The organism is Saccharopolyspora sp. NPDC003752, from assembly GCF_053605825.1.
Genome location: NZ_JBSGJZ010000030.1, coordinates 76669 through 103245 on the forward strand (window position 1 = coordinate 76669; position 26577 = coordinate 103245).

Annotated in this window: 29 protein-coding genes and 2 riboswitches; of the genes, 12 read left to right on the forward strand and 17 right to left on the reverse strand. The window is 69.8% G+C overall.

The window, feature by feature from the left end; all coding sequences use genetic code 11:
* Window positions 1–57 precede the first annotated feature (57 nt).
* On the forward strand, window positions 58–777 hold the full coding sequence (locus tag ACWEV3_RS31205; protein WP_452617301.1) for a GntR family transcriptional regulator: 720 nt from the start codon (window positions 58–60) through the stop codon (window positions 775–777).
* A gap of 247 nt (window positions 778–1024) precedes the next feature.
* Here the strand turns inward: ACWEV3_RS31205 and ligD are convergent, their stop codons facing one another.
* Window positions 1025–2020: a non-homologous end-joining DNA ligase gene (ligD, locus tag ACWEV3_RS31210; protein ID WP_452617302.1), complete on the reverse strand. Its 996-nt coding sequence runs from the start codon at window positions 2018–2020 to the stop codon at window positions 1025–1027.
* Between the two features lie 178 nt (window positions 2021–2198).
* On the opposite strand from ligD, the gene ACWEV3_RS31215 reads away from it, so the two are divergent.
* From ACWEV3_RS31215 to ACWEV3_RS31230, 4 genes are all read left to right on the forward strand, one after another.
* Window positions 2199–2945 carry a DsbA family protein gene (locus tag ACWEV3_RS31215; protein ID WP_452617303.1) on the forward strand — a complete coding sequence of 249 codons (747 nt, stop codon included), beginning with the start codon at window positions 2199–2201 and terminating at the stop codon, window positions 2943–2945.
* On the forward strand, window positions 2942–3571 hold the full coding sequence (locus tag ACWEV3_RS31220; RefSeq protein WP_452617304.1) for a vitamin K epoxide reductase family protein: 630 nt from the start codon (window positions 2942–2944) through the stop codon (window positions 3569–3571). The genes ACWEV3_RS31215 and ACWEV3_RS31220 overlap by 4 nt, the downstream gene beginning before the upstream one ends.
* A gap of 94 nt (window positions 3572–3665) precedes the next feature.
* Window positions 3666–4106, forward strand: coding sequence for an ATP-binding protein (locus tag ACWEV3_RS31225; RefSeq protein WP_452617305.1), 441 nt, complete (start codon window positions 3666–3668; stop codon window positions 4104–4106).
* Window positions 4103–4921 carry a SigB/SigF/SigG family RNA polymerase sigma factor gene (locus tag ACWEV3_RS31230; RefSeq protein WP_358575585.1) on the forward strand — a complete coding sequence of 273 codons (819 nt, stop codon included), beginning with the start codon at window positions 4103–4105 and terminating at the stop codon, window positions 4919–4921. The genes ACWEV3_RS31225 and ACWEV3_RS31230 overlap by 4 nt, the downstream gene beginning before the upstream one ends.
* Window positions 4922–4994: 73 nt before the next feature.
* On the opposite strand, the gene ACWEV3_RS31235 is transcribed toward ACWEV3_RS31230, so the two are convergent.
* Window positions 4995–5759 (reverse strand): M23 family metallopeptidase, encoded by a 765-nt coding sequence (locus ACWEV3_RS31235; protein WP_452617306.1) that lies wholly within the window; start codon window positions 5757–5759, stop codon window positions 4995–4997.
* Between the two features lie 767 nt (window positions 5760–6526).
* On the opposite strand from ACWEV3_RS31235, the gene ACWEV3_RS31240 reads away from it, so the two are divergent.
* Window positions 6527–7432: a sulfite exporter TauE/SafE family protein gene (locus ACWEV3_RS31240; protein WP_452617307.1), complete on the forward strand. Its 906-nt coding sequence runs from the start codon at window positions 6527–6529 to the stop codon at window positions 7430–7432.
* 275 nt (window positions 7433–7707) lie between these two features.
* On the opposite strand, the gene ACWEV3_RS31245 is transcribed toward ACWEV3_RS31240, so the two are convergent.
* Window positions 7708–8877, reverse strand: a complete 1170-nt coding sequence (locus ACWEV3_RS31245) for an NAD-dependent epimerase/dehydratase family protein (RefSeq protein WP_452617308.1) — start codon at window positions 8875–8877, stop codon at window positions 7708–7710.
* Window positions 8878–9042: 165 nt separating this feature from the next.
* Here ACWEV3_RS31245 and ACWEV3_RS31250 point away from each other — a divergent pair, with 165 nt between their 5' ends.
* On the forward strand, window positions 9043–9510 hold the full coding sequence (locus ACWEV3_RS31250; RefSeq protein WP_452617309.1) for a GtrA family protein: 468 nt from the start codon (window positions 9043–9045) through the stop codon (window positions 9508–9510).
* On the opposite strand, the gene ACWEV3_RS31255 is transcribed toward ACWEV3_RS31250, so the two are convergent.
* The 11 genes from ACWEV3_RS31255 to ACWEV3_RS31305 all read right to left on the reverse strand — a co-directional run bounded on the left by ACWEV3_RS31255 (window position 9417) and on the right by ACWEV3_RS31305 (window position 17685).
* Window positions 9417–10232 (reverse strand): glycosyltransferase family 2 protein, encoded by an 816-nt coding sequence (locus ACWEV3_RS31255; protein WP_452617310.1) that lies wholly within the window; start codon window positions 10230–10232, stop codon window positions 9417–9419. The two genes, ACWEV3_RS31250 and ACWEV3_RS31255, sit on opposite strands and share 94 nt — an antisense overlap.
* 3 nt (window positions 10233–10235) lie before the next feature.
* Window positions 10236–11657, reverse strand: a complete 1422-nt coding sequence (locus ACWEV3_RS31260; RefSeq protein ID WP_452617311.1) for a phospholipid carrier-dependent glycosyltransferase — start codon at window positions 11655–11657, stop codon at window positions 10236–10238.
* On the reverse strand, window positions 11654–12607 hold the full coding sequence (locus ACWEV3_RS31265) for an NAD-dependent epimerase/dehydratase family protein (RefSeq protein WP_452617312.1): 954 nt from the start codon (window positions 12605–12607) through the stop codon (window positions 11654–11656). The genes ACWEV3_RS31260 and ACWEV3_RS31265 overlap by 4 nt, the downstream gene beginning before the upstream one ends.
* 50 nt (window positions 12608–12657) lie before the next feature.
* Window positions 12658–13095: an SRPBCC family protein gene (locus tag ACWEV3_RS31270; protein WP_452617313.1), complete on the reverse strand. Its 438-nt coding sequence runs from the start codon at window positions 13093–13095 to the stop codon at window positions 12658–12660.
* Window positions 13096–13104: 9 nt separating this feature from the next.
* Complete coding sequence (locus ACWEV3_RS31275; RefSeq protein WP_452617314.1) at window positions 13105–13935, reverse strand: phosphoenolpyruvate hydrolase family protein; 831 nt, start codon at window positions 13933–13935, stop codon at window positions 13105–13107.
* 8 nt (window positions 13936–13943) lie between these two features.
* Window positions 13944–15146, reverse strand: a complete 1203-nt coding sequence (locus ACWEV3_RS31280) for a Tm-1-like ATP-binding domain-containing protein (RefSeq protein ID WP_452617315.1) — start codon at window positions 15144–15146, stop codon at window positions 13944–13946.
* Window positions 15147–15229: 83 nt separating this feature from the next.
* On the reverse strand, window positions 15230–15532 hold the full coding sequence (locus ACWEV3_RS31285; RefSeq protein WP_452617316.1) for a YbaB/EbfC family nucleoid-associated protein: 303 nt from the start codon (window positions 15530–15532) through the stop codon (window positions 15230–15232).
* A gap of 75 nt (window positions 15533–15607) precedes the next feature.
* Window positions 15608–15997 carry a type II toxin-antitoxin system death-on-curing family toxin gene (locus ACWEV3_RS31290; protein WP_358494326.1) on the reverse strand — a complete coding sequence of 130 codons (390 nt, stop codon included), beginning with the start codon at window positions 15995–15997 and terminating at the stop codon, window positions 15608–15610.
* A complete protein-coding gene (locus ACWEV3_RS31295; RefSeq protein ID WP_358494323.1) occupies window positions 15994–16191 on the reverse strand; it encodes a ribbon-helix-helix domain-containing protein in 198 nt (65 codons plus the stop codon). The genes ACWEV3_RS31290 and ACWEV3_RS31295 overlap by 4 nt, the downstream gene beginning before the upstream one ends.
* Before the next feature lie 97 nt (window positions 16192–16288).
* Window positions 16289–16444, reverse strand: coding sequence for a hypothetical protein (locus ACWEV3_RS31300; RefSeq protein WP_010306908.1), 156 nt, complete (start codon window positions 16442–16444; stop codon window positions 16289–16291).
* Between the two features lie 62 nt (window positions 16445–16506).
* Complete coding sequence (locus tag ACWEV3_RS31305) at window positions 16507–17685, reverse strand: acyl-CoA dehydrogenase family protein (RefSeq protein WP_452617317.1); 1179 nt, start codon at window positions 17683–17685, stop codon at window positions 16507–16509.
* A gap of 101 nt (window positions 17686–17786) precedes the next feature.
* Here ACWEV3_RS31305 and ACWEV3_RS31310 point away from each other — a divergent pair, with 101 nt between their 5' ends.
* From ACWEV3_RS31310 to ACWEV3_RS31325, 4 genes are all read left to right on the forward strand, one after another.
* Window positions 17787–18413 carry a TetR/AcrR family transcriptional regulator gene (locus ACWEV3_RS31310; protein WP_452617318.1) on the forward strand — a complete coding sequence of 209 codons (627 nt, stop codon included), beginning with the start codon at window positions 17787–17789 and terminating at the stop codon, window positions 18411–18413.
* 77 nt (window positions 18414–18490) lie between these two features.
* Window positions 18491–18590: riboswitch (glycine riboswitch) on the forward strand.
* Window positions 18591–18691, forward strand: a riboswitch (glycine riboswitch).
* Window positions 18692–18806: 115 nt separating this feature from the next.
* Entirely contained in the window at window positions 18807–19910 is a 1104-nt protein-coding gene (gcvT, locus tag ACWEV3_RS31315; RefSeq protein WP_452617319.1) for a glycine cleavage system aminomethyltransferase GcvT, read from the forward strand.
* Between the two features lie 25 nt (window positions 19911–19935).
* Window positions 19936–21216: a serine hydroxymethyltransferase gene (glyA, locus tag ACWEV3_RS31320; protein WP_452617320.1), complete on the forward strand. Its 1281-nt coding sequence runs from the start codon at window positions 19936–19938 to the stop codon at window positions 21214–21216.
* A 212-nt stretch (window positions 21217–21428) separates the two neighbouring features.
* A complete protein-coding gene (locus tag ACWEV3_RS31325) occupies window positions 21429–22811 on the forward strand; it encodes an amino acid permease (protein WP_452617321.1) in 1383 nt (460 codons plus the stop codon).
* A gap of 8 nt (window positions 22812–22819) precedes the next feature.
* Here ACWEV3_RS31325 and ACWEV3_RS31330 read toward each other — a convergent pair whose 3' ends face one another.
* On the reverse strand, window positions 22820–23461 hold the full coding sequence (locus ACWEV3_RS31330; RefSeq protein ID WP_452617322.1) for a response regulator: 642 nt from the start codon (window positions 23459–23461) through the stop codon (window positions 22820–22822).
* A complete protein-coding gene (locus ACWEV3_RS31335; RefSeq protein ID WP_452617323.1) occupies window positions 23452–24606 on the reverse strand; it encodes a sensor histidine kinase in 1155 nt (384 codons plus the stop codon). The genes ACWEV3_RS31330 and ACWEV3_RS31335 overlap by 10 nt, the downstream gene beginning before the upstream one ends.
* 99 nt (window positions 24607–24705) lie before the next feature.
* Between ACWEV3_RS31335 and ACWEV3_RS31340 the strand changes: the two genes are divergently transcribed.
* Complete coding sequence (locus tag ACWEV3_RS31340; RefSeq protein WP_452617324.1) at window positions 24706–25353, forward strand: DedA family protein; 648 nt, start codon at window positions 24706–24708, stop codon at window positions 25351–25353.
* Between the two features lies 1 nt (window position 25354).
* Here ACWEV3_RS31340 and ACWEV3_RS31345 read toward each other — a convergent pair whose 3' ends face one another.
* Complete coding sequence (locus tag ACWEV3_RS31345; protein WP_452617325.1) at window positions 25355–26476, reverse strand: aromatic ring-hydroxylating oxygenase subunit alpha; 1122 nt, start codon at window positions 26474–26476, stop codon at window positions 25355–25357.
* Window positions 26477–26577: the final 101 nt, after the last annotated feature.

A 26577-nucleotide genomic window follows, 5' to 3' on the forward strand; every position in this document is an offset into this window, starting at 1 on the left:
CGTGACAGGCGACACAACCGGCGGATCAGGGGCGGCCGAACGGTGATCGAGGCTGCGATGCGCGCACGCTCCCCCCGGCTTCCCGACGAGCTGGCCGGCCGGCTGCGGGAAGGGATCATGACGGGCCGGCTGCGGCAGGGCGATCACCTGCACCTGGAGCGGCTCGCCGAGCAGCTCGGCGTCAGCGTCACACCGGTCCGGGAGGCGCTGCTGGCCCTGCGCGGCGAGGGCTTCGTCGACCTCGAACCGCGCCGCGGGTTCACGGTGGCACCGCTGAGCCGGCAGGACTTCGAGGACGCGCACCGGCTGCAGGCCACCATCGCGGGCGAGCTCGCAGCCCGCGCCGCGCGCCAGATCGACGCCGAGCGGCTCGCCGAACTCGGTGCCCTGCTGGAGGAAATCCAGATGGCGAGCCAGTTCGCGCTGCTCGACATGGGCGAGCCGGTGGCCCGCTTCCACGCCGTGATCTGCCGGGCCGCCGAGTCGCCGAAGCTGGCCTGGTTCCTCGGCATCGCAGTGCGCTACACGCCGCGCAACACCACCGCAGACGTGCCGGGCTGGCGGGAGATCGCGGTGGCCGACCACCAGAACCTGCTCACCTCGCTGCGCCACCGGGACCCCGCCGGCGCCCGCGCCGCGATGCACCAGCACATCACCCATACCGGACAGTTACTGATCCATCACCTGCAGCAACTGGGCTTGTGGTCGGAGCCGCCCGAAAACCCACCCCCACCAGGGAGTTCCGCATCACACCTGGAACATGGCGAAGGTCGCTAACGTTGCACCCCCTCGTGGCGACACCCCAGGTGAGACGCCAAACGTGGCGTTCGCCGCATTCGCCTTTTCTGTTCCTACGCGAGAATCCGGGGGCCCCAGCCATGCAGAGCAACAGCCGCACCTTCGTGTCGGTTGTCGGAACGGTGATGATGGTCGTGACGACCGTTCTGCTCGCTACGTGGAGCCCCCCGCAATCGGAAACACAGGTAAATCCGGCGGCGAACCAGGCCACGATCGTCCTGGACCACTAGGTCTCCCGGACCACGTCCCGCGGGCGCTTGTCGTTGCGCAGCCCCGAAAAGCGCGGGTGCCGCAGCTTCCCGTCGCCGGTCCACTCGGTGAACCCGACCTGCGCGACCAGTTCCGGCGCCACCCAGTGCGCGCCGGGCTCGGTCACCGGGTCGGCGAACGGTGAGCGCTCGCGGGCCAGTTCGTCCAGCCTGCCGCGCAGGTCCCGCAGCGTCCGCTCGTCGTAGCCGGTGCCGACCTTGCCCGCGTAGCGCAGCCGGGATTCCTGGTAGTAACCGACCAGCAACGCTCCGAAGCCGAACCGGGATCCCCTGGGGTCGGTGTAGCCGCCGATGACGAATTCCTGGTCGGCGACGCACTTGAACTTCAGCCAGTCGCGGCTGCGCCCGCCGCGGTAGGGCCGGTCGGCGCGCTTGGCGATCAGGCCCTCCCAGCCGCGGCGGCACGCTTCGCGGAAGAACGCCTCGCCGTCGCCCGCGCGGTGCGCGCTGAACCGCAGCGGGTCGGTGAAGTCGAAGCACTCGCGCAGCAGGCGCTTCCGGGAGCGCAGCGACAGCCTCGTCAGGTCGACGTCGCCGAAGGCGATCAGGTCGAACACGTAGTAGTGGACCGCGACGCCGGTGCGGCGGGCCGCCCGCGGATCGGTGAGGTTGAGGCGCTTCTGCAGCCGCGCGAAGCTCGTCCGGTCGCCCTCGAAGGCGACCATCTCGCCGTCCAGCACGAACCGGTCGGCGCCCTGCGCGGCGAGCGCGTCGATGATCTCCGGGTAGGAGGCGTCGACGCGCTTGTGGTTGCGCGACCACAGCACCGGCCGGTCGCCGTCGCAGCCGGCGATCACCCGCGCACCGTCGAGCTTGCGCTCGAAGATCCAGTCCGGATCGGAGAACCGGTCGTGGGTCAGCGTCGCCAGGGCCGGCTCGTGCCAGGTCCCGCCGGGCCAGGACCTCAGCAGGCCGCGTTCGGCATCGTCCAGGAGGCGCAGCGGATCGTTCATCGTTCGCGGAATACCCGCCGAATTCGTCGGCGCAAACCGGTTCAGCTGAGAGCCAGCTGTGAACGGCCTGTGAGTTGGACCCCGCGAGAGTTCCCAATCGGGTTAATGCGCGAAACTGGACGCGCCGTCCTCACCCGCGATACCAGCGGGCCCGACCGCCGAAGGTGAAAAGCGCGCGATGTCGAAGAACAAGAATCCCGTGACCGCGAAGAGCGGGCTGTCCACGAACGTCATCCTCACCATCGTGGTGGTTGTCGTAGCCGTCGTGGTGATCGGAGGCGTGCTGCTGTTCAACCGCGGCGGTTCGGAGGACAACGCGTCCAGCACTCCCGCGGTGGCGGCGGAGATCCTGCGCAAGCCCGACAGCCACGTGCTGACCTCCGCGCCGGACAACAAGGTCACCGTGGTCGAGTTCCTCGACTACCAGTGCCCGGGCTGCCGCTCGTACTACTCGGGGCTGACCAAGCAGGTCGAGAAGGACTACGCGGGCAAGATCACCTTCATCACCCGCAACTTCCCGCTCGGCATGCACCCGCTGGCGAGGCCGGCCGCCCAGGCCGCCGAGGCCGCGGCGGTGCAGGGCAAGTACAAGGAGATGTACCACGCCCTCTACGACAACTACGACGCGTGGGCGGTCGCGCCCGACGGCCAGAACATCAGCACCGACGAGGCCAAGGCGCGCGGGCTGTTCGACCAGTACGCCCAGCAGCTCGGCCTCGACCTGGCCAAGTTCCACCAGGACATGAACTCGCCGCAGGTCAACGCCAAGATCGACGCCGACGTCGCCGACGGCGAGAAGGCCGGGGTGCAGGGCACGCCGACGATCTTCATCAACGGCAAGGAGTTCGACGCGGGCAACATCCAGACCTTCCAGCAGCTCAACGACGCCTTCCGCGGCGAGGTCGACAAGGAGCTCGCGAAGTGACCGCCGCCCACGCCGTCGAGCCGGCCCCCGCCGAGCGATCGCACCCTGGCGGCGCGCCGCGCGGCCTGGGCTGGCTGTACGTCGTGGGCGGCCTCGTCGGCTTCGTGGGATCGTTCGCGCTGATCCTGGAGAAGCTGCAGAAGCTGGCGAACCCCGGCTACGTGCCGACCTGCAGCATCAACCCGATCATCTCGTGCGGTTCGGTGATGGACAGCGCCCAGGCGGCGGTGCTCGGCTTCCCGAACCCGCTGATCGGGGTGGCGTCGTTCCCGGTGGTGGTCACCGCCGGGGTCGCGGTGCTGGCCGGGTTCCGGCCGCCGCGCTGGTTCTGGCTGGGCATGCAGCTCGGCACCACGCTGGCGGTCGGCTTCATCCACTGGCTGGTGGTGCAGAGCCTCTACGAGATCGGCGCGCTGTGCCCGTACTGCATGGTCGTGTGGGTCGTGACCATCCCGCTGTTCTGGTACACGACGCTGCACAACCTGGAGGCGGGCAACTTCGGCGGCGGCAAATCCATCGGCGTGGCGCTGCGCCGGTTCCACAGCGTGGTGCTCGCGGTGTGGTATCTGGTCATCGTGGTCCTGATCCTGCAGCGGTTCTGGGACTACTGGACCACCCTGGTGTAACCGGCGGGCCGTCCGTTTGTTCGGTCCGGGCCTCGGGTACCAGGTGACTGTGAGTGAGGTGTGCGCCGCACCGACCGAGACGAGGTGGCCCGGGATGAGCGTGGAACGCGAGCTCGCGCACGTCGAGCCGGAGACAGCCGCGGCGAATCTGGTCGAGGTCCGCATCGCGGCCGAGCCCGCCCAGCTGGCGGTCATGCGGGCCGTCGTCGGTGATCTCGCGATGCGCGCCGACTACGACGTCGACACCATCGCCGACCTGCGGCTGGCCGTGGACGAAGCGTGCTCGTCGCTGGTCCGGCTGGCGGCCCCGGCCGCGACGCTCGTCTGCCGGTTCCGCATCGCCGGCGACCGGCTGTCGGTCACCGCCGAGGTCATCAGCGACGATGCGTTCGGGCCCCGCAAGGACACCTTCAGCTGGCGCGTGCTGAGCGCGTTGGCCGACGTTGTGTCAACCTCGGTCGAGTCGGATCCGGCTGCCAACGGCAGCCACCTGGTGCGGATCGAGTTGACCAAGGGACGGACGGCCCACGTGTGAAACGAGCGGACTCCAAGCCGACGGCACACTCGCGCAACGAGCGCTACGACCGGCTGGCGCCGCTGTTTCGCGAGCTCGCGAAGCTGGGCAAGGAGGACCCGCGCCGCAGCGCGCTTCGCGAAACGCTGGTGACCGAGCACCTGCCGGTGGCCGAGCACATCGCCCGCCGCTTCAGCCATCGCGGCGAGTCGCAGGAGGACCTCACCCAGGTCGCCACCCTGGGGCTGATCAACGCGGTGGACCGCTTCGACCCGGAGCGCGGCGTGGACTTCCTGTCCTACGCGGTGCCGACGATCATGGGCGAGGTGCGCAGGCACTTCCGGGACACCGGCTGGGCGGTGCGGATGCCGCGCCGGCTGCAGGAGCTGCACCTGTCGGTGTCGGCGGCGATCGCCCGGCTGTCGCAGGAGCTGGGCCGCGCGCCGACGCCGAGCGAGCTGGCGAAGCACCTCGGGATCGGCACCGACGACGTCTACCGCGGCCTGGAGGCGGGCAACGCCTACCGCAGCGCCTCGCTCGACGAGCTGCTGACCGACACCGACGAGATCCCGCTCGGCGACGCCATCGGCTCCGACGACGCCGAACTGGCCGAGGTGGAGAACCGCGAGATGGTCCGGCCGCTCCTGCAGGACCTACCGGACCGGGAGCGCCGCATCCTGGTGATGCGCTTCTTCCGCGGCATGACCCAGACGCAGATCGCCGAGCAGATCGGCATCTCGCAGATGCACGTCTCCCGCCTGCTGGCGCGAACCCTCGGCTTCCTCCGGCAACGCCTGGAGGAAGACCAACCGGCCGAAACCGCCGCCGAGCAGTAGCCGGGCCCGGAAGTGGGGAAGCCGCCCGGGACCCGTCGGGGGTTTCGGGTCCCGGGCGGCTGCTCTGGGGGCACTACAGCGAGATGCCGCGCTCCTTCAGCCAGGGCAGCGGGTTGATCTTGGTGCCGCCCTCGTGGACCTCGAAGTGCAGGTGCGGGCCGGTGGACTGGCCGCGGTTGCCCATCGTGGCGATCTTGTCACCGGCATCGACCTGCTGGCCGACGCTGACGTCGATGGTGTTGATGTGCCCGTAGACGGTGATCGTGCCGTCGTTGTGCTGCACCCGGATCCACAGGCCGAAGCCGCTGGCCGGGCCGGCCTCGATGATCTTGCCCGCGGCCACCGAGCGGATCGGGGTGCCGATGCTGTTGGCGATGTCGACGCCCCGGTGGCTGGTGCCCCAGCGGGCGCCGAAGCCGGAGGTGAAGGTGCCTTCGGCGGGCTTGACGAAGCTGCGCGCCTTCCGCTGCCGCTCCTCCTCGGCTCGCTTGGCCTCGGCGGCGGCCCGCTCGGCCTCCGCGCGGGCGGCCTCGCGCTCGTGCTCGATCGCCTCGCTCTTGTCGATCTTCTCGCTCTCCTCGGCCGAGTCGATCGGGGACTCGGCGGCGAGCAGCCGGACCGCGGCGGGGCTCTCGGCGGTCCCGGTGACGGCGAGGCTCAGGTTCTTCGAACCGACGAGCCGCTTCACGGGCTGGTCGACCTCGGAGTCGGCGCTGGCGGCCATCGGCTGCCCCACCGCGGCGAAGGCGCCGCCGGCGACGACGGCCGCGACGACCTTGCTGCGAACCGGGAGGGCGGCCTTCGGGGGATGGCCGCCCTCCTTGCGGTGCTTGCCCATCTTCACCTTCCGTCTCGGGGGGATCCGGTCGCTGCCCCGCCGGGGGATTGCGGGGTGGCCGCCTCTTCGGGGGATGAGGCATGCCCTGTGACCGAACCGTGACGTACGGGCCGTGAACGTAGCTGAGGGTTATCAAGAGACGCAACCGTTGACCCGTTTGGCGGTAAGCATCGGCACTAACGCCACTCGATCAGTAACACTGAGTGGTTCATGAAGATGACCATTCGATAACGGCCGATCCGGAGATCGCCGATTCGGCCGAACCCACCGGGCGCCCCACTCGAAACGATCAAGGCGCCGATCGTTTCCGCTGGTCCAGAATGAAACGATCAGACCCGAATGCCGCGCACCGCCCGCAACGCCACCCCGGCACCCGCCCCGTCGAGTCCACAAAGGACACCGCGCCGCACCGACACCTGAACTGCCGCGATCACCCGAGCGACAAGATCAATCGACCCCGAAAGTGGCCTTCGGCACACGAAGCGCGAAACCTCGCCGCAACCTTCCCGCAGTTTGAGAGCTGTGCCGCTCGATCGCGGGATCTGTTTCACTGTCCCGCATGACGCCCGGTGATCAGTGGCGGCTGCTCGTGCAGCGCCTCCACGTCGACCTGCTCCGCGTCACCTCCGCAGGGTGTCGGTGCGCGCGGTAGACCCGCCCGCCTTCATCGCCCCACCCCGAACCGGATCTCGCCCGGCTGCGCAGCGCCGCATCGCGGCCCGTCGCGCGCCCGCCCCGGTACTCACGCACGCACCTACGGAGACATCGTGCAAGCATTCCTGATCTTCGCCATCGGCGGTTTCGTCGCGCAGCTGGTCGACGGCTCACTCGGCATGGCCTACGGGGTGACGTCCACGACGATCTTGCTCACCGCCGGCCTGACGCCGGCCCTGGCGTCGGCATCGGTGCACCTCGCCGAGCTCGGCACCTCGGTCGCCTCCGGCCTGTCGCACTGGAAGTTCGGCAACGTGGACTGGAAGGTGGTGCTCACCCTCGGCGTGCCGGGCGCCGTCGGCGCGTTCCTCGGTGCCACCGCGCTGAGCAACCTCTCCACCGAGGCCGCCGAGCCGTGGATGTCCACGATCCTGCTCGCGCTCGGCCTCTACGTGCTGCTGCGGTTCGCGATCCGCCCGATCCAGCGCCGCCAGCTCACCGGCGTCAGCCCGAAGCTGCTGGCCCCGCTCGGCCTGGTGGCCGGATTCGTGGACGCCACCGGTGGCGGCGGCTGGGGCCCGGTGGCGACGCCGACGCTGCTGAGCACCGGCAAGGTCGAGCCGCGCAAGGTGATCGGTTCCGTCGACACCAGCGAGTTCCTCATCGCCGCCGCGGCGAGCCTGGGCTTCCTGACCTCGCTGTCGCACCAGGAGCTGTCCTGGACCACGGTCGGCGCGCTGCTGCTGGGCGGCGTGCTCGCCGCGCCGCTGGCGGCCTACCTGGTGCGCATCGTGCCGATGCGGCTGATCGGGGTCGGCGCCGGCGGGCTGATCGTGCTGACCAACGCCCGGACGCTGATCAAGAACTTCGAGCTGCCCGCCCCCTCGCCGGCCATCATCTACGCGGTGATCGTCGTGGCCTGGGTCGCGGCGCTGGCCTACACGGTCCGCGTGATCCGGGTGGAGCGGCGGGCGACGACCGAGGTCGACGAGCAGGCGGCCGAGCCCGTCGGGCACTGACCCGAGCCGCCTTCGGACGGTGAAGGTTTACCCACGTGCCGTATCGCCGAGATCAACCGAAAGAGTTACTGTTCGGTAGACCGTGTGGAAGCCCCCCGACACACGGTAGGCGCCCCGGGTGCGAAGTCACGCTCCGCGCCCGGGGCACCGCTCCCCGTTACCGGCCGCGATCGACGGCGGCGACCGCGGCGTTAGTGCCCAAGTGTGCCCGGCCGCGTTGGTATATTCCAGCCGCCACGCGGCGCAGTCGTGGGCGCAGTTGCAGCACCCGTCGTTCAGCGATCCGCACGCAGCGGATTCGCGGCGTGGCGCCAGTTGACGGTCGGCCGCATGGCGGCGATGTCGACCCGCTCCTGGTACTTGTCCGCCACCCGGAACAGCGACTCGATGAGCGTGTTCGACAGCAGGTGCGGCTCCAGCCCCAGCTCGACCAGGCCGGTGTGCCGGACGTTGTAGTAGTGCTCGCCCTGCTCGACCCGCGGGTTGTCCAGGTACTCGATATCGACCGGCCCCTCGTAGCTATTGGCCACGATCTTGGCGATCTCCCCCACCGAGTACCTCTCGGTCATCTGGTTGAACACCCGGAACTCGCCGCGGTCGGCCGGGTTCTCCGCGGCCAGCCGGATGCATTCGACGGTGTCGCGGATGTCGATCAGGCCGCGGGTCTGGCCGCCGGTGCCGTACACCGTCAGCGGGTGGCCGAGCACGGCCTGGATGACGAACCGGTTGAGCACCGTGCCGAAGATCGCGTCGTAGTCGAACCTGGTCGCCAGCCGGGCGTCGCGCGCGGTCTGCGGCGTCTCCTGGCCGTAGACGACACCCTGGTTGAGGTCGGTGGCGCGCAGGCCCCAGACCCGGCACGCGAACTCGATGTTGTGGCTGTCGTGCACCTTGCTCAGGTGGTAGAACGAGCCGGGCTTCTTCGGGTACAGCATCCGGTCGGTCCGCCCGTTGTGGGTGACCTCCAGCCAGCCTTCCTCGATGTCGATGTTCGGCGTGCCGTACTCGCCCATCGTGCCCAGCTTGACCAGGTGGATGTCCGGGTCGACCTGCTGGATCGCGAACAGCACGTTGAGGTTGCCGATCACGTTGTTCTGCTGGGTGTAGACCGCGTGCCTGCGGTCGATCATCGAGTACGGCGCGGCCCGTTGTTCGGCGAAGTGCACGACGGCGTCCGGCCGGAAGTCCGCGATCATCGCCTCGGTGAACTCGCCGTCGACCAGGTCCCCGTAGTAGGACTTGATCGACTTCCCGGAGACCTCGCGCCAGGCATCGAGGCGGACCTGCATGGGCTCGATCGGCACGAGGCTGTCCACGCCCAGCTCGTGGTCGTAGCCCCGGCGGGCGTAGTTGTCCGCGACCGCGACCTCGTGACCGCGGTCGGACAAGTGCAGAGCGGTCGGCCAACCGAGGTAGCCGTCCCCTCCGAGGACGAGGATTCGCACGCCTTAACTCCTCCAGTTCACCCGTTGGATACAAACACCGCGCATGGTCTCATCTCGTGACCATTCCATGACCGACTCCCCTTTTCCTTGCCCGGCACTGAGAATTCGCTGAGACCGGACTCGGTATGGTGCGACCTGGCCCAATCGCACCGGAACGGAGACCGCATGGCGCAGCGGACCAGCACCAGGAGCCGGTACTGGCGGCTGCTCAGCCGCTTCGCGGCCGCGTCGGTGGTGGCCACCGGGATCAGCCAACTGGTCTTCCTGCTGTCCTACTCGCTCGGCGCCACGCCGGTGGTGTCGACCGTGCTGGCGTGGCTGTCCGGCGCGATCCCGAACTTCGTGCTCAACCGGCGCACCTGGGGCGGCGGCGGGCCGGCCGCGCTGCGCGGCGAGATCCTGCGCTACGGCGCGATCTCGGTGGGCACGGCGCTGCTGGCCGCCCTCGCCACGCACCACGCCGAGTCGCTGGCGAACGTGCTGTTCCCGGACACCCGGGCCGGGCAGGTCGCCGTCGTCTGGGGCGCGTTCGTCGCGACCTACGCGGTGATGTTCGTGGTCAAGTTCTTCCTGATCGACCGGCTGGTGTTCCGGCGTTCCCGCCACCAGGTGCCGAGCACGACCCGCGCGTAGCGGTAGCCGTAGCGGAAGCTGCCGCCCTTCTTGCTCGCCCCGGCCGTGCGCGGCAGCATCCGCATCGGCTGCTCCAGCACCCGGTAGCCGCGGCTGAGCACGCCGACCAGCAGCTCGGACGACTGGTACTGCGGCTGCTCCAGGGTCACCGAGTTGGGCACCTCGGCCCGCATGCCGCGGAACCCGAACGACGTGTCCGTGATGTGCTGCCCGGTCAGCGCGGTGACCAGCCAGGCGAACACGTAGGTGCCGACGCGGCGGACCAGCGCCGGCCGCTCGTTGCTGCCCAGCCTGCGGGATCCCGTGACGAAGTCGGCGCGGTCGTCGATCAGCGGGTGCAGCAGCTTGGGCAGCTCCGCGATGTCGTACTGGCCGTCGGCGTCGGTGGTGACGATGTAGCGCGCCCCGCGCTCGGCCGCCAGGTGGTAGCCGAGCCGCAGCGCGGCGCCCTGCCCGCGGTTGGTGGGGACGACGCAGGTCTGCGCGCCGTGCTTCAGCGCGATCTTGGCGGTGTCATCGGTCGCGCCGTCGACCACCACCAGCTTGTCCACGTCCAGGCCGCAGCTGTAGGCCGGGATCCCGTCGAGCACCTCGCCGAGCGACTCCTCCTCGTTGTAGGCGGCGATCAGCACGACCACCGGCGCTAACGGCTGGTCGCCGTAGCGCGCGGCGTAGTCCTCCAGCGCCGCCCGGTCCACCTCGCTCGGGAAGGTCGTGGGCATTCTTCAACTCTCCTTCGGGGATTCGGGGCGCGCGATCAGGGCGGTCACGCCGAGCGCACCCGCGAGCGGGATCAGGATCAAGCCGGGCAACTGGTAGCGCCAGGAGAACTCCATCGCCGCGGCGGTGCCCAGCACGGTGGTCGCCAATCCGGCGGGCAGCAGGCACACCGCCCGCAGCCCGGAGCCGCGGGCCCGGCCGACGCCGAGCACCGCGAGCGCCGAGATCACCAGCGCGCCGCCCAGGACGATGCCCGGCGTGTAACCGCCGCCGAGCTGGTAGGCGCGCAGGAATCCGGCCAGCGCCGGGTCGACCGAGTACGTGCCGTCGCCGTAGAGCTCCGCCCACTCCGCGACGTACCAGTCGGGGGCGAACATCGGGTAGACCGGCTGGAACTGCCAGCGGTCCAGCGGCACGTCGCCGGGGGTCTGGGTGCGGGTCGGGGCGAATCCCTTGAGGAAGTCGCCGGCCATCCCGCCGAGCACGTCCAGCGGCTGGTGCAGCAGGACCTTGCGGGTGAGCGAGCCCTGCGCGGCGGCGACGTCCATGTCCGCAGGCAGGAACTTCTCGACGTTCTCCTGGACGTTCCAGAAGTGGATGTAGAAGTCGATCCCGTTGGCGGCGCGGCGTTCCAGCGGCTCGTTCGGGCAGACGAGCTTCTCCTCGACCGTCAGGTCCAGGTCCTCGCACTCGGCGACCGCCGCGGCGCGGCCGTACAGCGCACCGCCCCCGGAGCCGCCGAGGCCCAGCGAACCCGTCCACGTCAGGTGGTACAGCGAGTAGCCGAACACACCGGCCGCGAACCCGCCGACGAGCGCGCCGGCGGCGATCAGCCGCCGCGGCCAGCCCTCCCGCGGCCGCCAACCGGTGGCCAGCAGCACGAACACCGCGGCGGGAACCACCAGCGTCACGCCCACGACGCGCACCATCACCGCCGCGGCGAGCACGATCCCGGCCAGCGCGGCGAGCCTCGGTCCGGGCGCGCCCCACCAGGTCAGCACGTAGATCGCGGCCAGCAGCAGCACCTGGAACAGCAGATCGGACATGATGTTCTGCTCGATCTGCAGCTGGTAGGCGTCCAGCAGCACGGGCGCGGCGGCCAGCGCCGCGAGCCACGTCCGGGCCCCGAAACGCCGCAGCAGCGCGTAAATCCCGATGCCGAGCCCGAGGCCGAGCAGGTGCTGCACCACGACCACGAAGGTCAGGCCGCCGATCGCCAGCAGCGGCCACAGGAACAGCTCGTAACCGATCGGGTTGATGCCGCCCGGGAAGAACGCCCCGACGTCGTCGAGGTAGCGGAACGAGTCGATGTAGAGCAGCGCGGGCCGGTAGGCCAGCTGCACGACGATGCGCAGGGCCAGCCCGGCGAGCAGGAACAGCGCCAGCAACCAGTGCCGGCGGAGGGCGCGCGCGAGCGCCGCGCTCATCGCGCCCCGCGGAAGTCCGCCCAGACCGTGCGCAGACCCTCGGTGAGCTCGACGCTCGGGCGGTAGCCGAGCTCCCGCTGCGCCTTGGACACGTCCACGATCACCGCGGGCATCTCGCCGTTCTTGGCCGGCACGTGGGTGACCGGCACGTCCTCGCCGGTGGCCGCGCGGACCGCGTCGATGAGCTCCAGCACCGAGATCGAGCGCCCCGAACCGATCACCACGGTGCCGGTGTACTGCTTGTCCCACGCCGCGAGCACGCCCTGCACGACGTCGTCGACGTGCACGAAGTCCCGCGACTGCGAGCCGTCGCCGTACACCTCGACGCCGCGGCCGGCCGCGGCCGCGCGCATCAGCCGCGGGATGAAGCTGTCCTTGTGCCCCATGCCGGGCCCGTAGATGTTGGTGAAGCGCAGCGCGCAGGTGGCCAGCCCGTACGCCCCGGCGTAGCCGGAGAGCAGCATCTCGCACGCCGCCTTGGTGGCGCCGTAAGGCGTGAGCGGGCGCAGCGGCAGCGCCTCGGAGATGGTGCCGCGGCCGATGTCGCCGACCACCGCGTTGGTGGAAGCGAGCAGGAACCGCCCGATGCCGCGGATCCGGGCCAGTTCCAGGAGTTCCTGGGTGACCGCGACGTTGCTGGCGTAGGTCTCGGCGGGCTGGTCCACCGAGCGGAGCACCGAGGTGATCGCGGCCAGGTGGACGATCCCCGCCGTGCCGGCCGGGACCGCCGCCTCCCGCACCGCCGGATCCCGCAGATCGCCGTCGACGTGGGTCAGCAGCTCGCTGCGCAACTCGGCGGGCGGGTCCTGCAGGCCGACGGTGGTGACCGGCGTGCCGCGCTCCAGGAAGGCACGAACCACGGCTCTGCCGACGAAACCGGTGCCACCGGTCACGACGACGCGATCGGCCTGGGCAGTGTCTGCTTCGGGAGTAGTGGCGCTGCTTGGCACGCGCCCGACTCTAACCGCCGCCGAATTCGCCCCGGTTCACACCCTTCCCACTACTGGGCCAGGAATTCCCGGAGCCCGTTCAGCCCGGTCCGGTAGACGCCGTGCGCGAAGGTCTTGTCCATCTTCTCCTCGTCGGCGGCGTCGGCGTCCCAGTACGAGTACCACTCGACGAAGCTGTGCCCGGTGCCGGTGATCGGCGCGACCCGGATCGTGGAGCGGTAGCTGCGCACCGGGAACGGGCTTTCCACGAAGTCGTAGGTGTAGCTGCGCTCGGCGTCGTCCAGCGACACCAGCCGTTCCCGGACCACGCCGCCGTCGGCGAGCGTCAGGTGCCGGACGCAGCCCACCGCGTCGGCGACGCCGCCGCCCTCGATCTCGCTGCCTTCGATCGCCGCGTGCCACCGCGGCAAGCCGTCGAAGTCGCGCACCACCTGCCACACCTGCTCGGCAGACGCCTCGATCACCGCGCTGGTATAGGACTTCGCCACCGTTCCTCCTCAGAACTTCAGTTGCGTGAAGGCTTTCGTCCGTTCGGTCAGTGCTTGCTCGGTCGGTAGCCGCTCCATGCTGCTCGCGCCGTAGAAGCCGTGGCAGCGCTTGGTGCGGGACAGCACGTACGCGGCATCTTCCGGCGTCGAGATCGGCCCGCCGTGGCAGAGCACCAGCACGTCGTCGCGCACTTCGGCCGCCGCCTGCGACCACTCGTCGATCAGGGCCACGCACTCGTCCAGCGGCTTGGCGGTCTCGGCGCCGATCGCGCCGCCGGTCGTCAGCCCCAGGTGGCACACGATGATGTCCGCGCCCGCCTCGGTCATCGCCCGCGCGTCGGCGCTGGAGAACACGTACGGCGTGGTCAGCAGGTCGGCCTCGCGCGCGGCGGCGACGAGCTCGACCTCCAGGCCGTAGCCCATGCCGGTCTCCTCCAGGTTCGCCCGGAAGGTGCCGTCGATGAGCCCGACGGTCGGGAAGTTCTGGATCCCGGCGAACCCGAGGTCGCGCAGCTCGCCGAGGAACCGGTCGCGCAGCATGAACGGGTCGGTGCCGTTGACGCCGGCCAGCACCGGGGTGTGCCGCACCACCGGCAGCACCTCGCGGGCCATCTCGACCACGATGTCGTTGGCGTTGCCGTAGGCCAGCAGGCCGGCCAGCGAGCCGCGCCCGGCCATCCGGTAGCGGCCGGAGTTGTAGATGACGATCAGGTCGATCCCGCCGGCCTCCTCGCACTTGGCGGACAGGCCGGTGCCCGCGCCGCCGCCGACGATCGGCTCGCCGCGCTCGACCTTGGCGCGGAACCGGCTCATCAGTTCGGCCCGGTCGAATCGGCTCATGCTCTCTCCTACCTGGTTCTCTCGGCAGATCCGGCGACTTCCCGGAACGCCGCGACCAGCGCGGCGGCGAACTCCGGATCGTTGACGTTGTGCGGCACCCGCTCGACCCGCCGGTCCCCGGTCTGCCGCACCTGGCCCTCCAGCGTCTCGAACAACGCCGCGTCCGCCTCGGGGTCGTGGAAGGGCTGTCCTGGTGAGTCCAACATGGACACTCCACCGACCGGGAGGAGGAAGCGCACCGGGCCGTCGCAGGCGTTGAGCTTGGCGGCGATGAACTCGGCGATGCGCCGGCATTCCGCCGCGGACGTGCGCATCAGCGTGACCTGCGGGTTGTGCACGTAGAGGTTGCGGTCCCGGTACTGCGCCGGAACCGTGTCCAGCGCGCCGAAGTTCACCATGTCCAGGGCGCCGCAGGAGCCGACGTAGGGCACCCCGGTGCGGGCGATGGCGTCCAGCCGCTGCTCCCCCGCGCTCATCACGCCGCCGGCGATCAGGTCGCACACCTCGGTGGTGGTGATGTCCGCGACGGCGCGGATCAGGCCGTCGTCGACGAGCTTCTCCATGGCGCGACCGCCGGTTCCGGTCGCGTGGAACACCAGCGGGTCGTAGTCGGCGGCCAGCTGCTCGGCCACCGCCGTCACGCACGGCGTGGTGACGCCGAACATGGACAGCCCGACGGCGGGCTTGTCCTCGACAGCGGGCACCGGGCGCGTCACGGCGCCCAGCAACGCGTGTGCGGCGTTCCCCAGCACCTGGCGGGAAATCCGGTTCAGCCCGGCGACATCGGTGACCGACGGGAACATCGCGATGTCGGTGGCGTCCACATAGGCCGAAACATCGCCGGAGGCCACTGTGGACACCATGACCTTGGGCACGCCGACCGGCAGCGCGCGCATCGCGGGCGTGATCAGCGCGGTGCCACCCGAGCCGCCGAGCCCGATGATCCCGGCGACGTCCCGCGCGACCAGGAACCGCTCGAACGCCACGGCCATCGCGGCGACGGCCGAGCCCCGATCGCCGGTGAACACCGCGTCGGGCCCGCCCGGGTGGTGCGCGGCGACCTCGGCGGCCGGCACGTCCGCGGCGGAATTCCCGCCGGTGGTGGACAGGTCCACGGTGACCACGGGATGCCCGCCTGCGACCAGCGCGGCGACGTAGTGCAGCTCGGCGCCCTTGGTGTCGAAGGTCCCGACGACGTACGCGCTGCCCATTGGCCCTCCGCGGCTCGGAATCGAGTCAACCCCGCGAAACTCTACTGGCGGCGCCGCCCTCGCACAGTCGGCAGATCAGGCGACTACTGCTCCAGCCGCTTCTGCGCCTCGGCCAGGTTCCTGGTGACCTTCTCGATCGCCCGCTCGAAGCCATCGCTGAGCTTGTCCAGCTCCGTCTCGAACGCCTGCATCGTGCGATCCGGCTTCCCGTTGACGTCGTCGAGAGCGGCGTTGACCGCCTCCCGAACGGCGGCCGCGATGGCCTCGACCCCGCTGCCCAGCAGCCGCGGCTCCAGGTGCAGCTCGTCGACCTTCCCGTCGGCACCGACGGTCACCCGCACGGCGCCCCCGGCAGCACTGCCCTCGCCACGGACGTCGTCCGCCATCACGTGCCCTCCCAAGTCCGAACCTTCCACGACCATCTCACAAGCCCCATGCACCGCAACACGTTTCGACTCGATCTACGAGAGGTCGACGACCCAGAAGCGGAGCACCTCGGCGAGGCGATCGGCATCGTGCTTCCCCGCTGCGACCTCGCGGATCAACGCATCGGCGGTCTGCGCATCCGAGGCCTTGAGATCTCGGCCGTTGTACGCGTAGAACAGCCTCGCGGCCAGCCAGGCGAGCCTCTTGTTGCCATCGAGCAACGGGTGGTTGCGCGCCAAGGCGTGCAGCAGTGCCGACGCTTTCTCATCGAGCGTCGGATAGGCATCCACCCCGAACACCGTGGAGCGCGGCCGGTGCAGCGCCGACTCCAGCGCACCCCAGTCGCGCACGATCGATTTCGGCTCCTGGTGCAGAGCTTCCGAGATCAGGTAGAGGAGATCTTCCAGCTCCAGGTAGTGGGTCACCGGGACAGCAGCTCCAGCAGCTCAGCGTCTTCCGCGAGGAACCGGCGCACCTGGTCAGCCCGGAACTCCTCGTGGCGGGCGAAGTACTCTCGCAGCGCCGTCACCGCGATCTCCTGCATCGAGCGTCCTTCTCGCTCGGCCACTTCGCGGAGCTTCGCGTTGTCGTCGTCATTGAGCCGGAGAGTCATGGCCATGCCCACATGGTATCGCGTGGTATCAGCTGATACCACCAGCCCTCCGAGCACGAGAACGGCCCCCGGCGGGATCGCCGGGGGCCGTTTCGCCGTTCGGTCAGTGGCTCTTGCCGTCCTTGCCGAAGAACTTGTTCTTGACCTGGTCGATCTTCTCCTTGTTCTTCGGGTCGGAGGCGTACTTCTTGGCCTGGTCGATCACCTTGCGGCCCTGCGGGCTGCTGGCGAAATCGGCGACCTTCTTGAACAGAGACATCGTCGCTCCCGGCGGTTCGACAGTTACGGCTACCACCAGGCTACCGACAAATCGGTCATGAATCAGCCGAGCACCCCGCTGATCGATGCGTGGCCCTTCAGCAGGTTCCGCGCCACGGTGCGGCGCTGGATCTCGTCGGTGCCCTCGAAGATGCGCAGCAGCCGCAGGTCGCGGTACCAGCGCTCGACCGGCAGCTCCTTGGTGTAGCCCATGCCGCCGTGCATCTGCAGGACGCGGTCCACGATCTCGTTGGCGCGGGTGGCGCCGAAGAGCTTGGCCACCGACTGCGCGTGGCGGGAGTCCATGCCCTGGTCGACCTGCCAGGCCGCCTGCAGCACGAGCCAGCGCAGCGCCTCGATCTCCACCGCGGAGTCGGCGATCATCCACTGGATGGCCTGGCGCTCGGCGATCGGCTTGCCGAAGGTCTCGCGGGTCTTGGCGTATTCCATGCCCATCTCGACGAGCCGCTCGCAGGCGCCGAGGGCGTGCGCGGGCAGCAGGTAGCGGCCGCGGCCGATCCACTGCATGGCGAGCTTGAAGCCCTGGCCGACCTCGCCGAGCACGTTGTGCTCCGGGACCCGCACGTTGTCGAACACCAGCGCGGCGGGCTGCCGCTCCCACGGGCCCATGATGTCGATCGGCTCGGACTTCCAGCCCGCGTCGCGGTCGGCCAGGAAGCAGGTGACGCCGCCGCCTGCGCCCTTCTCCCGGTCGGTGACGGCGAAGACCATCACGAAGTCGGCGTCGATGCCGCCGGTGATGAAGGTCTTCTCGCCGTTGATGACCCACTCGTCGCCGTCCTTGACGGCGGTGGTGCGCAGGTTCTTGGCGTCCGAGCCGGCGCCGGGCTCGGTGATCGCGAAGCACGACTTGCGGGTGCCCTCGATCGTCGGGAGCAGGTAGCGCTCCTTCTGGTCGTCGTTGGCGTAGTACAGGATGTTGTCGGCGTAGCCGCCGAAGCGGAACGGCACGAAGGTGCGGCCGAGCTCGACCTCGATGAGCGCCGTCATCACCGCCGACAGGCCCATGCCGCCGTACTCCTCGGGCGTCTGCACGCCCCAGAACCCGGCCTGCTTCGCCTTGTCCTGCAGTTCCCGCTGCTCGTCCTTGGTCAGGCCGCGTTCCCCGGCGCGCTCGCGGCGCAGCACCTCCTGTTCCAGCGGCACCAGTTCGCGCTGGACGAAGTTGCGCACCCAGTCGCGGATGTCGCGTTCTGTGTCGGACAGCGAGAAGTCGACCATCGCCGGATCCTTTCCTGCGGCCAGCTAACTAACGTCGTTAGTTTTGTGGCAGCCTAAGGCGGTCCCGGCGAGCGCCGCAAGGGATCCGACGAGGAGAAGACGTGCCCAGACCGACCACCCCCCGGCTGTCGCCGGAACGCATCCGGCGGATCGGCCTGGAGATCATCGACGCCGACGGCCTCGAAGCGCTGTCCATGCGGCGGCTGGCCGAACGGCTCGGCGTCCGCGCGGCGTCGCTGTACAACCACGTGTCGACCAAGGACGAGCTGCTGCACGAGATCGCCGACGACGTGATGGCCGCGGTCGACGTCTCCGGCTTCGACGCGGACTGGACGACCGGCCTGCGCACCTGGGCGCGCTCCTACCGGGCCGCCCTGATCGCCCACCCGAACCTGGTCCCGTTCCTGGCCTACGGCCCGGCCCGCCGGGAGAACGCGCTGCGCCGGGCAGACGCGGTGCACGGCGGCCTGACCAGGGCGGGCTGGCCGCAGCGCTACGCCACGATGATCGGCGCCTCGACGAAGTACCTGGTGGTGGGCTCGGCGATGGGCTCCTTCAGCGGCGGCTTCCCGGACGACGCGGCGCTCTACGGCGACCGCTTCCCGCACCTGAACAAGGCCCACCTGCTCCGCGAGCACGCGGCGGAGATCGACGCCGACAGCTTCGAGCTGGCCCTGGCCGCCCTGGTCGACGGCCTGGAGAAGCAGTACGGCGAGCTCCCCGCCTGAGATCACTCACCCGCCCGGTTGACGTGGGTCACGCCGGTTCGTAGCGTCGGCGTTCACACAACCGAATACCGCGCCCACGACGTCGTGCGGGAGAGACTCCGGCCCGTTCCGGGACCGGAGCGCCGAAGGAGCAATTCTCCCCAGCAAACTCTCAGGCACCGGCACCGCACGGCACCAGGCGAACACGGAGAAAAGCAGAAGCGCCCGCTTCTCGCCCACGGTGCAAGCCGCCCCCTCGCGGGCGGCGAAACTCTCAGGCCAATGACTCCGGGGAGACCGCCCGACCAGCGCAAGCCCGCGCAGGTCGAGGTCGAGGCATCCCCGATAAGGTTGGGCTCAGTGAGCTGACCGGCCCTCGACTGCCGACCGGCGCCCACCAGGAGGAGTCTCACCATGTCGTCGCCACGACAGACGCCCTTGCACCACGTGCACGAAGCCCTCGGGGCGACGTTCACCGAATTCGCCGGCTGGCGGATGCCGCTGCGCTACTCGGGCGACACCGCCGAGCACAACGCGGTGCGCACCGGCGCCGGCCTGTTCGACCTGACCCACATGGGTGAGATCCGGATCAGCGGGCCGCAGGCCGCCGAGGCGCTGGACTACGCGCTGGTCGCCAACGCGTCCGCGATCAAGCCCGGCCGCGCCCGCTACACGATGATCTGCAACGCCGCCGGCGGCGTGCTCGACGACCTGATCGTCTACCGGCTCGGCGACGAGGAGTTCCTGGTGGTGGCCAACGCGGCGAACGCCGCCGTGGTCTCCGCCGAGCTGGCCGAGCGCATCGGCGGCTTCGACGCCGAGCACCAGGACGTCTCCGATGACTACGCGCTGATCGCGGTGCAGGGCCCGAACGCGGTCGCGATCCTCGCGCCGCTGACCGACACCGACCTCGCCGAGGTCAAGTACTACGCGGGCTACCGCAGCCGGGTCGCGGGCAAGGACGTGCTGCTGGCGCGCACCGGTTACACCGGCGAGGACGGCTTCGAGCTGTTCACCGAGCCCGGCGACGCCGAGGCGGTCTGGCAGGCGCTGACCTCCTCCGGCGCCGAGCACGGCCTGCAGCCCGCCGGGTTGTCCTGCCGCGACACGCTGCGGCTGGAGGCCGGCATGCCGCTGTACGGCAACGAGCTGTCCGCCGAGCTCACGCCCTTCCACGCCAACCTCGGCCGGGTGGTCAAGCTGGACAAGGCCGGCGACTTCGTCGGCAAGGACGCGCTGGCCGCCGCGGCCGAGAAGCCCACCGAGCGCACGCTGGTCGGCTTGAGCACCGAGCAGCGCCGGGCGCCCCGGCACGGCTACCGCGTGCTGGACGCCGACGGCGCCGAGATCGGCGTCGTGACCAGCGGCGCCCCCTCCCCGACGCTCGGCCACCCGATCGGGATGGCCTACGTGGACCGCGACCACAGCGAACCCGGCACGCAGCTGCAGGTCGACATCCGCGGCAAGGCCGTCGCGGTGCAGGTCGTCGAGCTGCCGTTCTACCGCCGCAATGCCTGAAGAGAAATACACAGGAGGCAACACCATGTCGACACCGGACCTGTTCAACGACCAGCTGGCCGCGGTGGACCCCGAGGTGGCGGCGGCGGTCGGCGCCGAACTCAACCGCCAGCAGAGCACGCTGGAGATGATCGCCTCGGAGAACTTCGCACCGCAGGCCGTCCTCGAGGCGCAGGGCTCGGTGCTGACGAACAAGTACGCCGAGGGCTACCCGGGCCGGCGCTACTACGGCGGCTGCGAGCACGTCGACGTCATCGAGCAGCTGGCCATCGACCGGGTCAAGGAGCTCTTCGGCGCGTCCTTCGCCAACGTGCAGCCGCACTCGGGCGCGCAGGCCAACGCGGCTGCGATGTTCGCGCTGCTCAAGCCGGGTGACACGATCATGGGCCTGGACCTGGCGCACGGCGGTCACCTGACCCACGGCATGCGGATCAACTTCTCCGGCAAGCTCTACAACGTGGTGCCGTACCACGTGCGCGAGGACGACCACCGCGTCGACATGGACGAGGTCGCCAAGCTGGCGCGGGAGAACAAGCCGCAGCTGATCATCGCCGGCTGGTCGGCGTACCCGCGGCAGCTGGACTTCAAGCGGTTCCGGGAGATCGCCGACGAGGTCGGTGCCTACCTGATGGTCGACATGGCGCACTTCGCCGGCCTGGTGGCCGCCGGGCTGCACCCGAGCCCGGTGCCGCACGCGCACGTCGTCACCACCACCACGCACAAGACCCTCGGCGGTCCGCGCGGTGGTGTGATCCTGTCGGCGGACCAGGAGTTCGCGAAGAAGTTCAACTCGGCGGTGTTCCCGGGCCAGCAGGGCGGGCCGCTGGAGCACGTGATCGCCGGCAAGGCGGTGTCGTTCAAGGTCGCCGCGTCGCCGGAGTTCGCCGACCGGCAGCGCCGCACCGTGGAGGGCGCGCAGGTCCTGGCCGAGCGGCTGCTCGCCGACGACGCCGTCAAGGCCGGCGTGCAGCTGGTCTCCGGCGGCACCGACGTGCACCTGGTGCTGGTGGACCTGCGGGACTCCGAGCTGGACGGCAAGCAGGCCGAGGACCGGCTGCACGAGATCGGCATCACCGTCAACCGCAACGCGGTGCCCAACGACCCGCGGCCGCCGATGGTGACCTCCGGGCTGCGCATCGGCACCCCGGCGCTGGCCACCCGCGGCTTCGGCAAGGAGGACTTCGCGGAGGTCGCCGACATCATCGCCGAGGCGCTCAAGCCGGGCTTCGACGAGTCGGCGAGCGCGAAGCTCCGGGAGCGGGTGGAGGCCCTGGCCGCCAAGCACCCGCTGTACCCGAACCTCTGACAGGTGATCGGCGAGTAGCCCCCGAACGCCGCATTTCGGTCCGCAATGACCGAAATGCGGCGTTTCACGTTTGTGTGTCCTAAGTGGACTATGTTGGAACTGGGAAAAGGCTCGATTTCAACTGTGCCCAATCGCTTGCCAGCACTGCCCGAATGCCGGATTATCTGCGCAGTTTCAGCGAAACACGCTGGCGATTAAGGAGTCACGCTTCGATGAGCCAACCAGAGGCCGAGGAGTACCGGAAGGATCTGAGTACCCGGCACATCAACATGATCGCGATCGGCGGGGCGATCGGGGTCGGGCTGTTCCTCGGCTCCGGCAAGGCGCTGCACCAGGTCGGGCCCGGCCTGATCCTGATCTACGCGATCGCCGGATTGATGATCTTCTTCGTGATGCGGGCGCTCGGCGAGCTGCTGATGTACCGCCCGGTGAGCGGATCGTTCGCGGAGTACGCGGGCGAGTTCGTGGGCCCGTGGGCCAAGTTCGCGGTGGGCTGGGGTTACTGGCTGGTGTGGATCGTCACCGGCATGGCCGAGATCACGGCGGTCGGCAAGTACTTCCAGTTCTGGTTCCCGACGGTTCCGCAGTGGATCCCTGCTTTGGGAGCGCTGATCGTGCTCAGCGGGGTGAACCTGATCGCGGTGAAGCTGTTCGGTGAGTTCGAGTTCTGGTTCGCGCTCATCAAGGTGCTGGCCATCATCGGGCTGATCGTGCTGGCTGCGGCGATCCTGGTGTTCGGCTTCAGCGACCTCGGCGACACCGCGTCGCTGAGCAACATCTGGTCCCACGGTGGGCTGTTCCCCAACGGCATCGCCTCGTCGCTGCTGGCGTTCCAGATCGTCATGTTCGCCTTCGTCGGCGTGGAGATGGTCGGTCAGACCGCCAGCGAGAGCAAGAACCCGCAGAAGGTGCTGCCGCGGGCGATCAACTCGGTGATGTGGCGGATCCTGATCTTCTACGTGGGCGCGCTGATCGCGCTGACCGCGCTGGTCCCGTGGTTCCAGTTCCCGGCCAGCGGTAGCCCGTTCGTGCACGCCTTCACCCTGATCGGCATCCCGGCCGCCGCCGGCGTGATCAACTTCGTGGTGACCACCGCCGCGCTGTCGTCCTGCAACAGCGGCATCTACTCCACCGCTCGGATGCTGCGCACCCTGTCGGAGGACCGCCAGGCACCGCGCTCGGTGGGACGCCTCAGCGGCCGTGCGGTGCCCGCGCGGGCCATCGGGATCACGTTCTGCGCGATGCTGATCGGCGTGGTGCTCAACTACTTCGTGCCGGAGCAGGCGTTCACCTACATCACCAGCGCCAGCACCGCCGGCGCCATCTTCACCTGGGGCATGATCGTGATCGCGCACCTGGTCTACCGGCGCAAGGTCGCCCGCGGCGAACTCCCGGCCGGGCCGTTCCGGATGCCGCTCGCCCCGTACTCCAACTACGTCGTGCTGGCCTTCCTCGCGTTCGTCGTGGTGCTGCTGGCCTTCGACGCCGAAACCCGGATCGCGCTGTACATCACCCCGGTGCTCGCGATCGCGATGCTGATCGGCTACCTCGCGGTGCGCAACAAGCAGCCGCAGCAGGAGTCCGCGAACAGGTGAACGCCTGATCAGGATTCCAGGTAGTGCAGGACGGCGAGGACCCGGCGGCTGTAGCCGGTGGTGCGGGCGAGGTCGAGCTTGTCGAAGATCGCGTTCGCGTGCTTCTCCACCGCGCTCTGCGAGATGTGCAGGTGGGTGGCGATGCCGGCGTTGGTGCGGCCCTGCGCCATCTGTTCGAGGACGTCCCGTTCGCGGGGCGTCAGCAGCGACTGCGGATCGCGGTCGCTGCCGGACAGCAGGCGCCGCACCACCTCCGGGTCGAACGCCACTCCCCCGTCGGCCACCCGCTGGAGGGCGTCGAGGAACTCGTCGACCTGCACCACCCGGTCCTTGAGCAGGTAGCCGACCCGCGCGGTGTCGCCGGTGAGCAGCTCGACCGCGTAGCGCTTCTCCACGTACTGCGAGAGCACCAGCACGCCGACGGCGGGGAACCGGCGCCGGATCTCCAGCGCGGCGCGCAGGCCGTCGTCGGTGTGCGTGGGCGGCATCCGGACGTCGACGACGGCCACGTCCGGCTGCCACGCCGCCACCTCCGAGAGGAGGCTCGGCGCGTCCCCGACGGCGGCCACCACGTCGTGCCCCTCCTCCGCCAGCAGGCGCACCAGTCCTTCGCGCAGCAGGGTGGAATCGTCGGCCAGGATCACCCGCACGGCAGCTCCGCGACGATCGTCGTCGGGCCACCGACGGGACTGTCCACTGTGAACTTCCCGTCCAGCGCCGCGACGCGCCGGGCCAGGCCGGAAAGCCCCGCGCCGCGCACCGATGCGCCGCCGGCGCCGTCGTCGTCGACCCGAACCACGAGCCACCCCTCTTCCCGTTCGACCCGGACGGTGACGATACCCGCGCCCGAGTGCTTGGCCGCGTTCGTCACGGCCTCCGAAACCACGAAGTACGCCACGGCCTCGACCTCCACGGCCGCCCGCTGCGCCACCTCGTACCGAAGCTCGACCGGCATCCCGGCGCGCTCCACCAGCGCCGCCAGGGCCGGGTGCAGGCCCCCGGCGTCCAGCGCGGCCGGGTAGACCCGCCACGCGACATCGCGGAAATCCCGGAGTATTTCCTGGGATTCCTCGTGCGCCTGGCGCAGCAGCTCGGCGGCCCGGTCGCCGTCGCCGGCGCGCCGGGCCCGGCCGATCAGCATGCCCAGCGCCACCAGCCGCTGCTGCACGCCGTCGTGCAGGTCGCGTTCGATGCGGCGGCGTTCCTCGTGGATCGCGGCGACCACATCGGAGCGCGTGGTGGAGAGCTGTTCGACCCGTTGCCGGAGCTGCTCGGCCCGGTCCGGTTCCAGGAACCGCTCGCCGAGCGCGCGGTCCATGACCGCGATGCCCGCGAGCCCGGTCAACGCCAGGAAACCGAGCACCGCGCAGAAAACGATCAGGTAGACCGTGAGCCAGAACTTCTCGATGCCGGAACGGCCTTCCAGCGGATCCCCGGCGGTGGTCCAGAGCTCGACGAGCTCGACCAGCATGCCGACCGCGCCGTAGGCGATCAGGAAGAGCACGATCGCACCGAGCAGCCCGACCGCGCAGCGGACCGCGAGATACCGCAGCGCGCGAGCGCCGTCGGGCCGCCCGGCATGGCTGCTGTCCAGGTACTTCGCCAGGCGCCGCCGTTCGAGTCCGGTCAGCGCCTGCGCCCCGGCGAACGACAGCGAGGCGACCCGGGCTCTCAGCCTGGGCAAGATCAGCAGCCCGGTCAGCGCCAGACCGGCCGACAGCACGAAGACGAGTTCGGCCAGCGCCGTGCCCGCACCGAGCACGACGCCGAGGAGCACCCGCAGCCATCGACGCATGATCCGAGCCTAGCCACGGCGGCAACCTGCGGTTTTCCACAGGTGAGTCGCCGGGAAACCGCATTCCGCGCGGTGCCGCGGATTCCTAGCGTTCGGATCATGAACTTACTCGCGCAGCCCGGCACCGCCCAGACCGATGGACTGGTCGGCTGGATCACCGGGCTCATGGACACCATCGGCGGCCCCGGCGCGGGGCTGGCGGTGGCACTGGAGAACCTGTTCCCGCCCATTCCCAGCGAGGTGATCCTGCCGCTGGCCGGATTCGCCGCGAGCCGGGGCACGATGAGCCTGCTCGGCGCGATCCTGTGGACCACGCTCGGCTCGCTGGTCGGGGCGGTCGTGCTGTACTACCTCGGCGCGTGGCTGGGCCGCGACCGCACCCGCGCGATCGCGGCGAAGCTGCCGCTGGTCAAGGTGTCCGATGTGGACCGGACCGAGGCGTGGTTCGCCCGGCACGGCACGAAAGCGGTGTTCCTGGGCCGGATGGTGCCGATCTTCCGCAGCTTCATCTCGCTGCCCGCCGGGGTGGAGCGGATGCCGATGCCGGCCTTCCTGGTGCTGACCGCGCTCGGCAGCCTGATCTGGAACACCGCGCTGGTGCTGGCCGGCTACCTGCTGGGGCAGAGCTGGTGGATCGTCGAGTCCTACGTGGGGATCTTCCAGAAGGTCGTCATCGTCGCGGTGGTCGTCGCGGTCGTCTGGTTCGTGGCCACGCGGGTCGTCCGGATGCGCAAGGCCCGGGCGTGACTCACGGTTCGAGCTCGGCGCGCAGCCACTCGTGGAACTCGCCGATGTGGTGTTCCGAGGGCACCAGCACGCCACCGCCGGCATAGGCGCGGGAGCTCATCGCCGGCTGGCAGCGCTCGCAGGCGTCGAAGTCCTGCTGGTTGACCCGGTGGAACAGCTCCACCGAGCGCGACACGTCGTGGCCCTGCTCGACCACCTCCGGCGCGTACAGCCAGTCGCACTCGACGAGCGTGCGATCGGCCGCGAGCGGGAACATCCGGTGCACGATCACGTGGTCCGGCACCAGGTTCAGGAAGACCTGGGGCCGGACCGTGATCGCGTAGTACCGCCGGTCGTGCTCGTCGCCGACGCCGTCCAGCCGCCCGAACCCGCCGCTGCCGTCCACCGTGAACCCCTCGACGTCCGAGCCGAACTCGGCGCCGTGGCCGACGTAGTACTGGGCGGCGTAGCCGTCGGCGAACTCCGGCAGGACCTCGGTGAGCTCCGGATGGATCGTCGCGCAGTGGTAGCACTCCATGAAGTTCTCGATGATCAGCTTCCAGTTGGCCCGCACGTCGTAGCTGATCCGGCGGCCGAGCGCGAGCCCGTCGACGCCGTAGCCGCCGATCACGTCGTCGCCGCCGAGCCGCCCGGAGACGGCCTCGATCACGGTGTCCTCGAACGACGGTGGTTCATCAGCCAGGCAAACCCATGCGTAGCCGAGCCATTCGCGCAACGCGACCGGGATCAGCCCGTACCGCGTCCGGTCGACGTCCGGCATCGAGGTGAGGTTCGGCGCCGCGATCAGCTTGCCGTCGGTGCCGTAAGTCCAGGCGTGGTAAGGACATTGGAAGGATCGCTTCACCTGCCCGGCGTCCTCGACGCACAGCTGCGCGCCGCGGTGGCGGCAGATGTTCAGGAACGCCCGCAGGACGCCGTCGCGACCCCTGGCGATCAGCACGCTCTCCCGTCCCACCTGGACGGTCTGGAACTGCCCGGCCGCGGCGAGGTCGGCGACGCGCACGGCGCAGAACCACATCGCGCCGAAGATCCGGTCCTGCTCCAGCGCGAACAGCTCGGGGTCGGTGTAGTAGTGGCCGGGCAGCGTGGAGATGAGGCTGGACTCCTGGTCCGTGGTCGTCATGGTGTCCCTAATCAGTTCTGGGAGTGAGCCATCCGGCAAACTCCTGGTTGGTAGCCGGCCGGCAGGTGAGCACTGTGTTGTCCTGGACGTGTGAGTCCTGA

Bases quoted from the DNA above. Each gene is read 5' to 3' on its own strand.
- ligD (WP_452617302.1), bottom strand. From the start codon at position 2,020: ATGAACGATCCGCTGCGCCTCCTGGACGATGCCGAACGCGGCCTGCTG.
- ACWEV3_RS31250 (WP_452617309.1), top strand. From the start codon at position 9,043: ATGGCGCAGCGGACCAGCACCAGGAGCCGGTACTGGCGGCTGCTCAGC.
- ACWEV3_RS31325 (WP_452617321.1), top strand. From the start codon at position 21,429: ATGAGCCAACCAGAGGCCGAGGAGTACCGGAAGGATCTGAGTACCCGG.
- ACWEV3_RS31295 (WP_358494323.1), bottom strand. From the start codon at position 16,191: ATGGCCATGACTCTCCGGCTCAATGACGACGACAACGCGAAGCTCCGC.
- glyA (WP_452617320.1), top strand. From the start codon at position 19,936: ATGTCGACACCGGACCTGTTCAACGACCAGCTGGCCGCGGTGGACCCC.
- ACWEV3_RS31260 (WP_452617311.1), bottom strand. From the start codon at position 11,657: ATGAGCGCGGCGCTCGCGCGCGCCCTCCGCCGGCACTGGTTGCTGGCG.
- ACWEV3_RS31225 (WP_452617305.1), top strand. From the start codon at position 3,666: ATGAGCGTGGAACGCGAGCTCGCGCACGTCGAGCCGGAGACAGCCGCG.
- ACWEV3_RS31280 (WP_452617315.1), bottom strand. From the start codon at position 15,146: ATGGGCAGCGCGTACGTCGTCGGGACCTTCGACACCAAGGGCGCCGAG.
- ACWEV3_RS31335 (WP_452617323.1), bottom strand. From the start codon at position 24,606: ATGCGTCGATGGCTGCGGGTGCTCCTCGGCGTCGTGCTCGGTGCGGGC.
- ACWEV3_RS31215 (WP_452617303.1), top strand. From the start codon at position 2,199: ATGTCGAAGAACAAGAATCCCGTGACCGCGAAGAGCGGGCTGTCCACG.
- ACWEV3_RS31205 (WP_452617301.1), top strand. From the start codon at position 58: ATGCGCGCACGCTCCCCCCGGCTTCCCGACGAGCTGGCCGGCCGGCTG.
- ACWEV3_RS31305 (WP_452617317.1), bottom strand. From the start codon at position 17,685: ATGGTCGACTTCTCGCTGTCCGACACAGAACGCGACATCCGCGACTGG.
- ACWEV3_RS31300 (WP_010306908.1), bottom strand. From the start codon at position 16,444: ATGTCTCTGTTCAAGAAGGTCGCCGATTTCGCCAGCAGCCCGCAGGGC.
- gcvT (WP_452617319.1), top strand. From the start codon at position 18,807: ATGTCGTCGCCACGACAGACGCCCTTGCACCACGTGCACGAAGCCCTC.
- ACWEV3_RS31235 (WP_452617306.1), bottom strand. From the start codon at position 5,759: ATGGGCAAGCACCGCAAGGAGGGCGGCCATCCCCCGAAGGCCGCCCTC.
- ACWEV3_RS31345 (WP_452617325.1), bottom strand. From the start codon at position 26,476: ATGACGACCACGGACCAGGAGTCCAGCCTCATCTCCACGCTGCCCGGC.
- ACWEV3_RS31340 (WP_452617324.1), top strand. From the start codon at position 24,706: ATGAACTTACTCGCGCAGCCCGGCACCGCCCAGACCGATGGACTGGTC.
- ACWEV3_RS31275 (WP_452617314.1), bottom strand. From the start codon at position 13,935: ATGAGCCGATTCGACCGGGCCGAACTGATGAGCCGGTTCCGCGCCAAG.
- ACWEV3_RS31285 (WP_452617316.1), bottom strand. From the start codon at position 15,532: ATGGCGGACGACGTCCGTGGCGAGGGCAGTGCTGCCGGGGGCGCCGTG.
- ACWEV3_RS31255 (WP_452617310.1), bottom strand. From the start codon at position 10,232: ATGCCCACGACCTTCCCGAGCGAGGTGGACCGGGCGGCGCTGGAGGAC.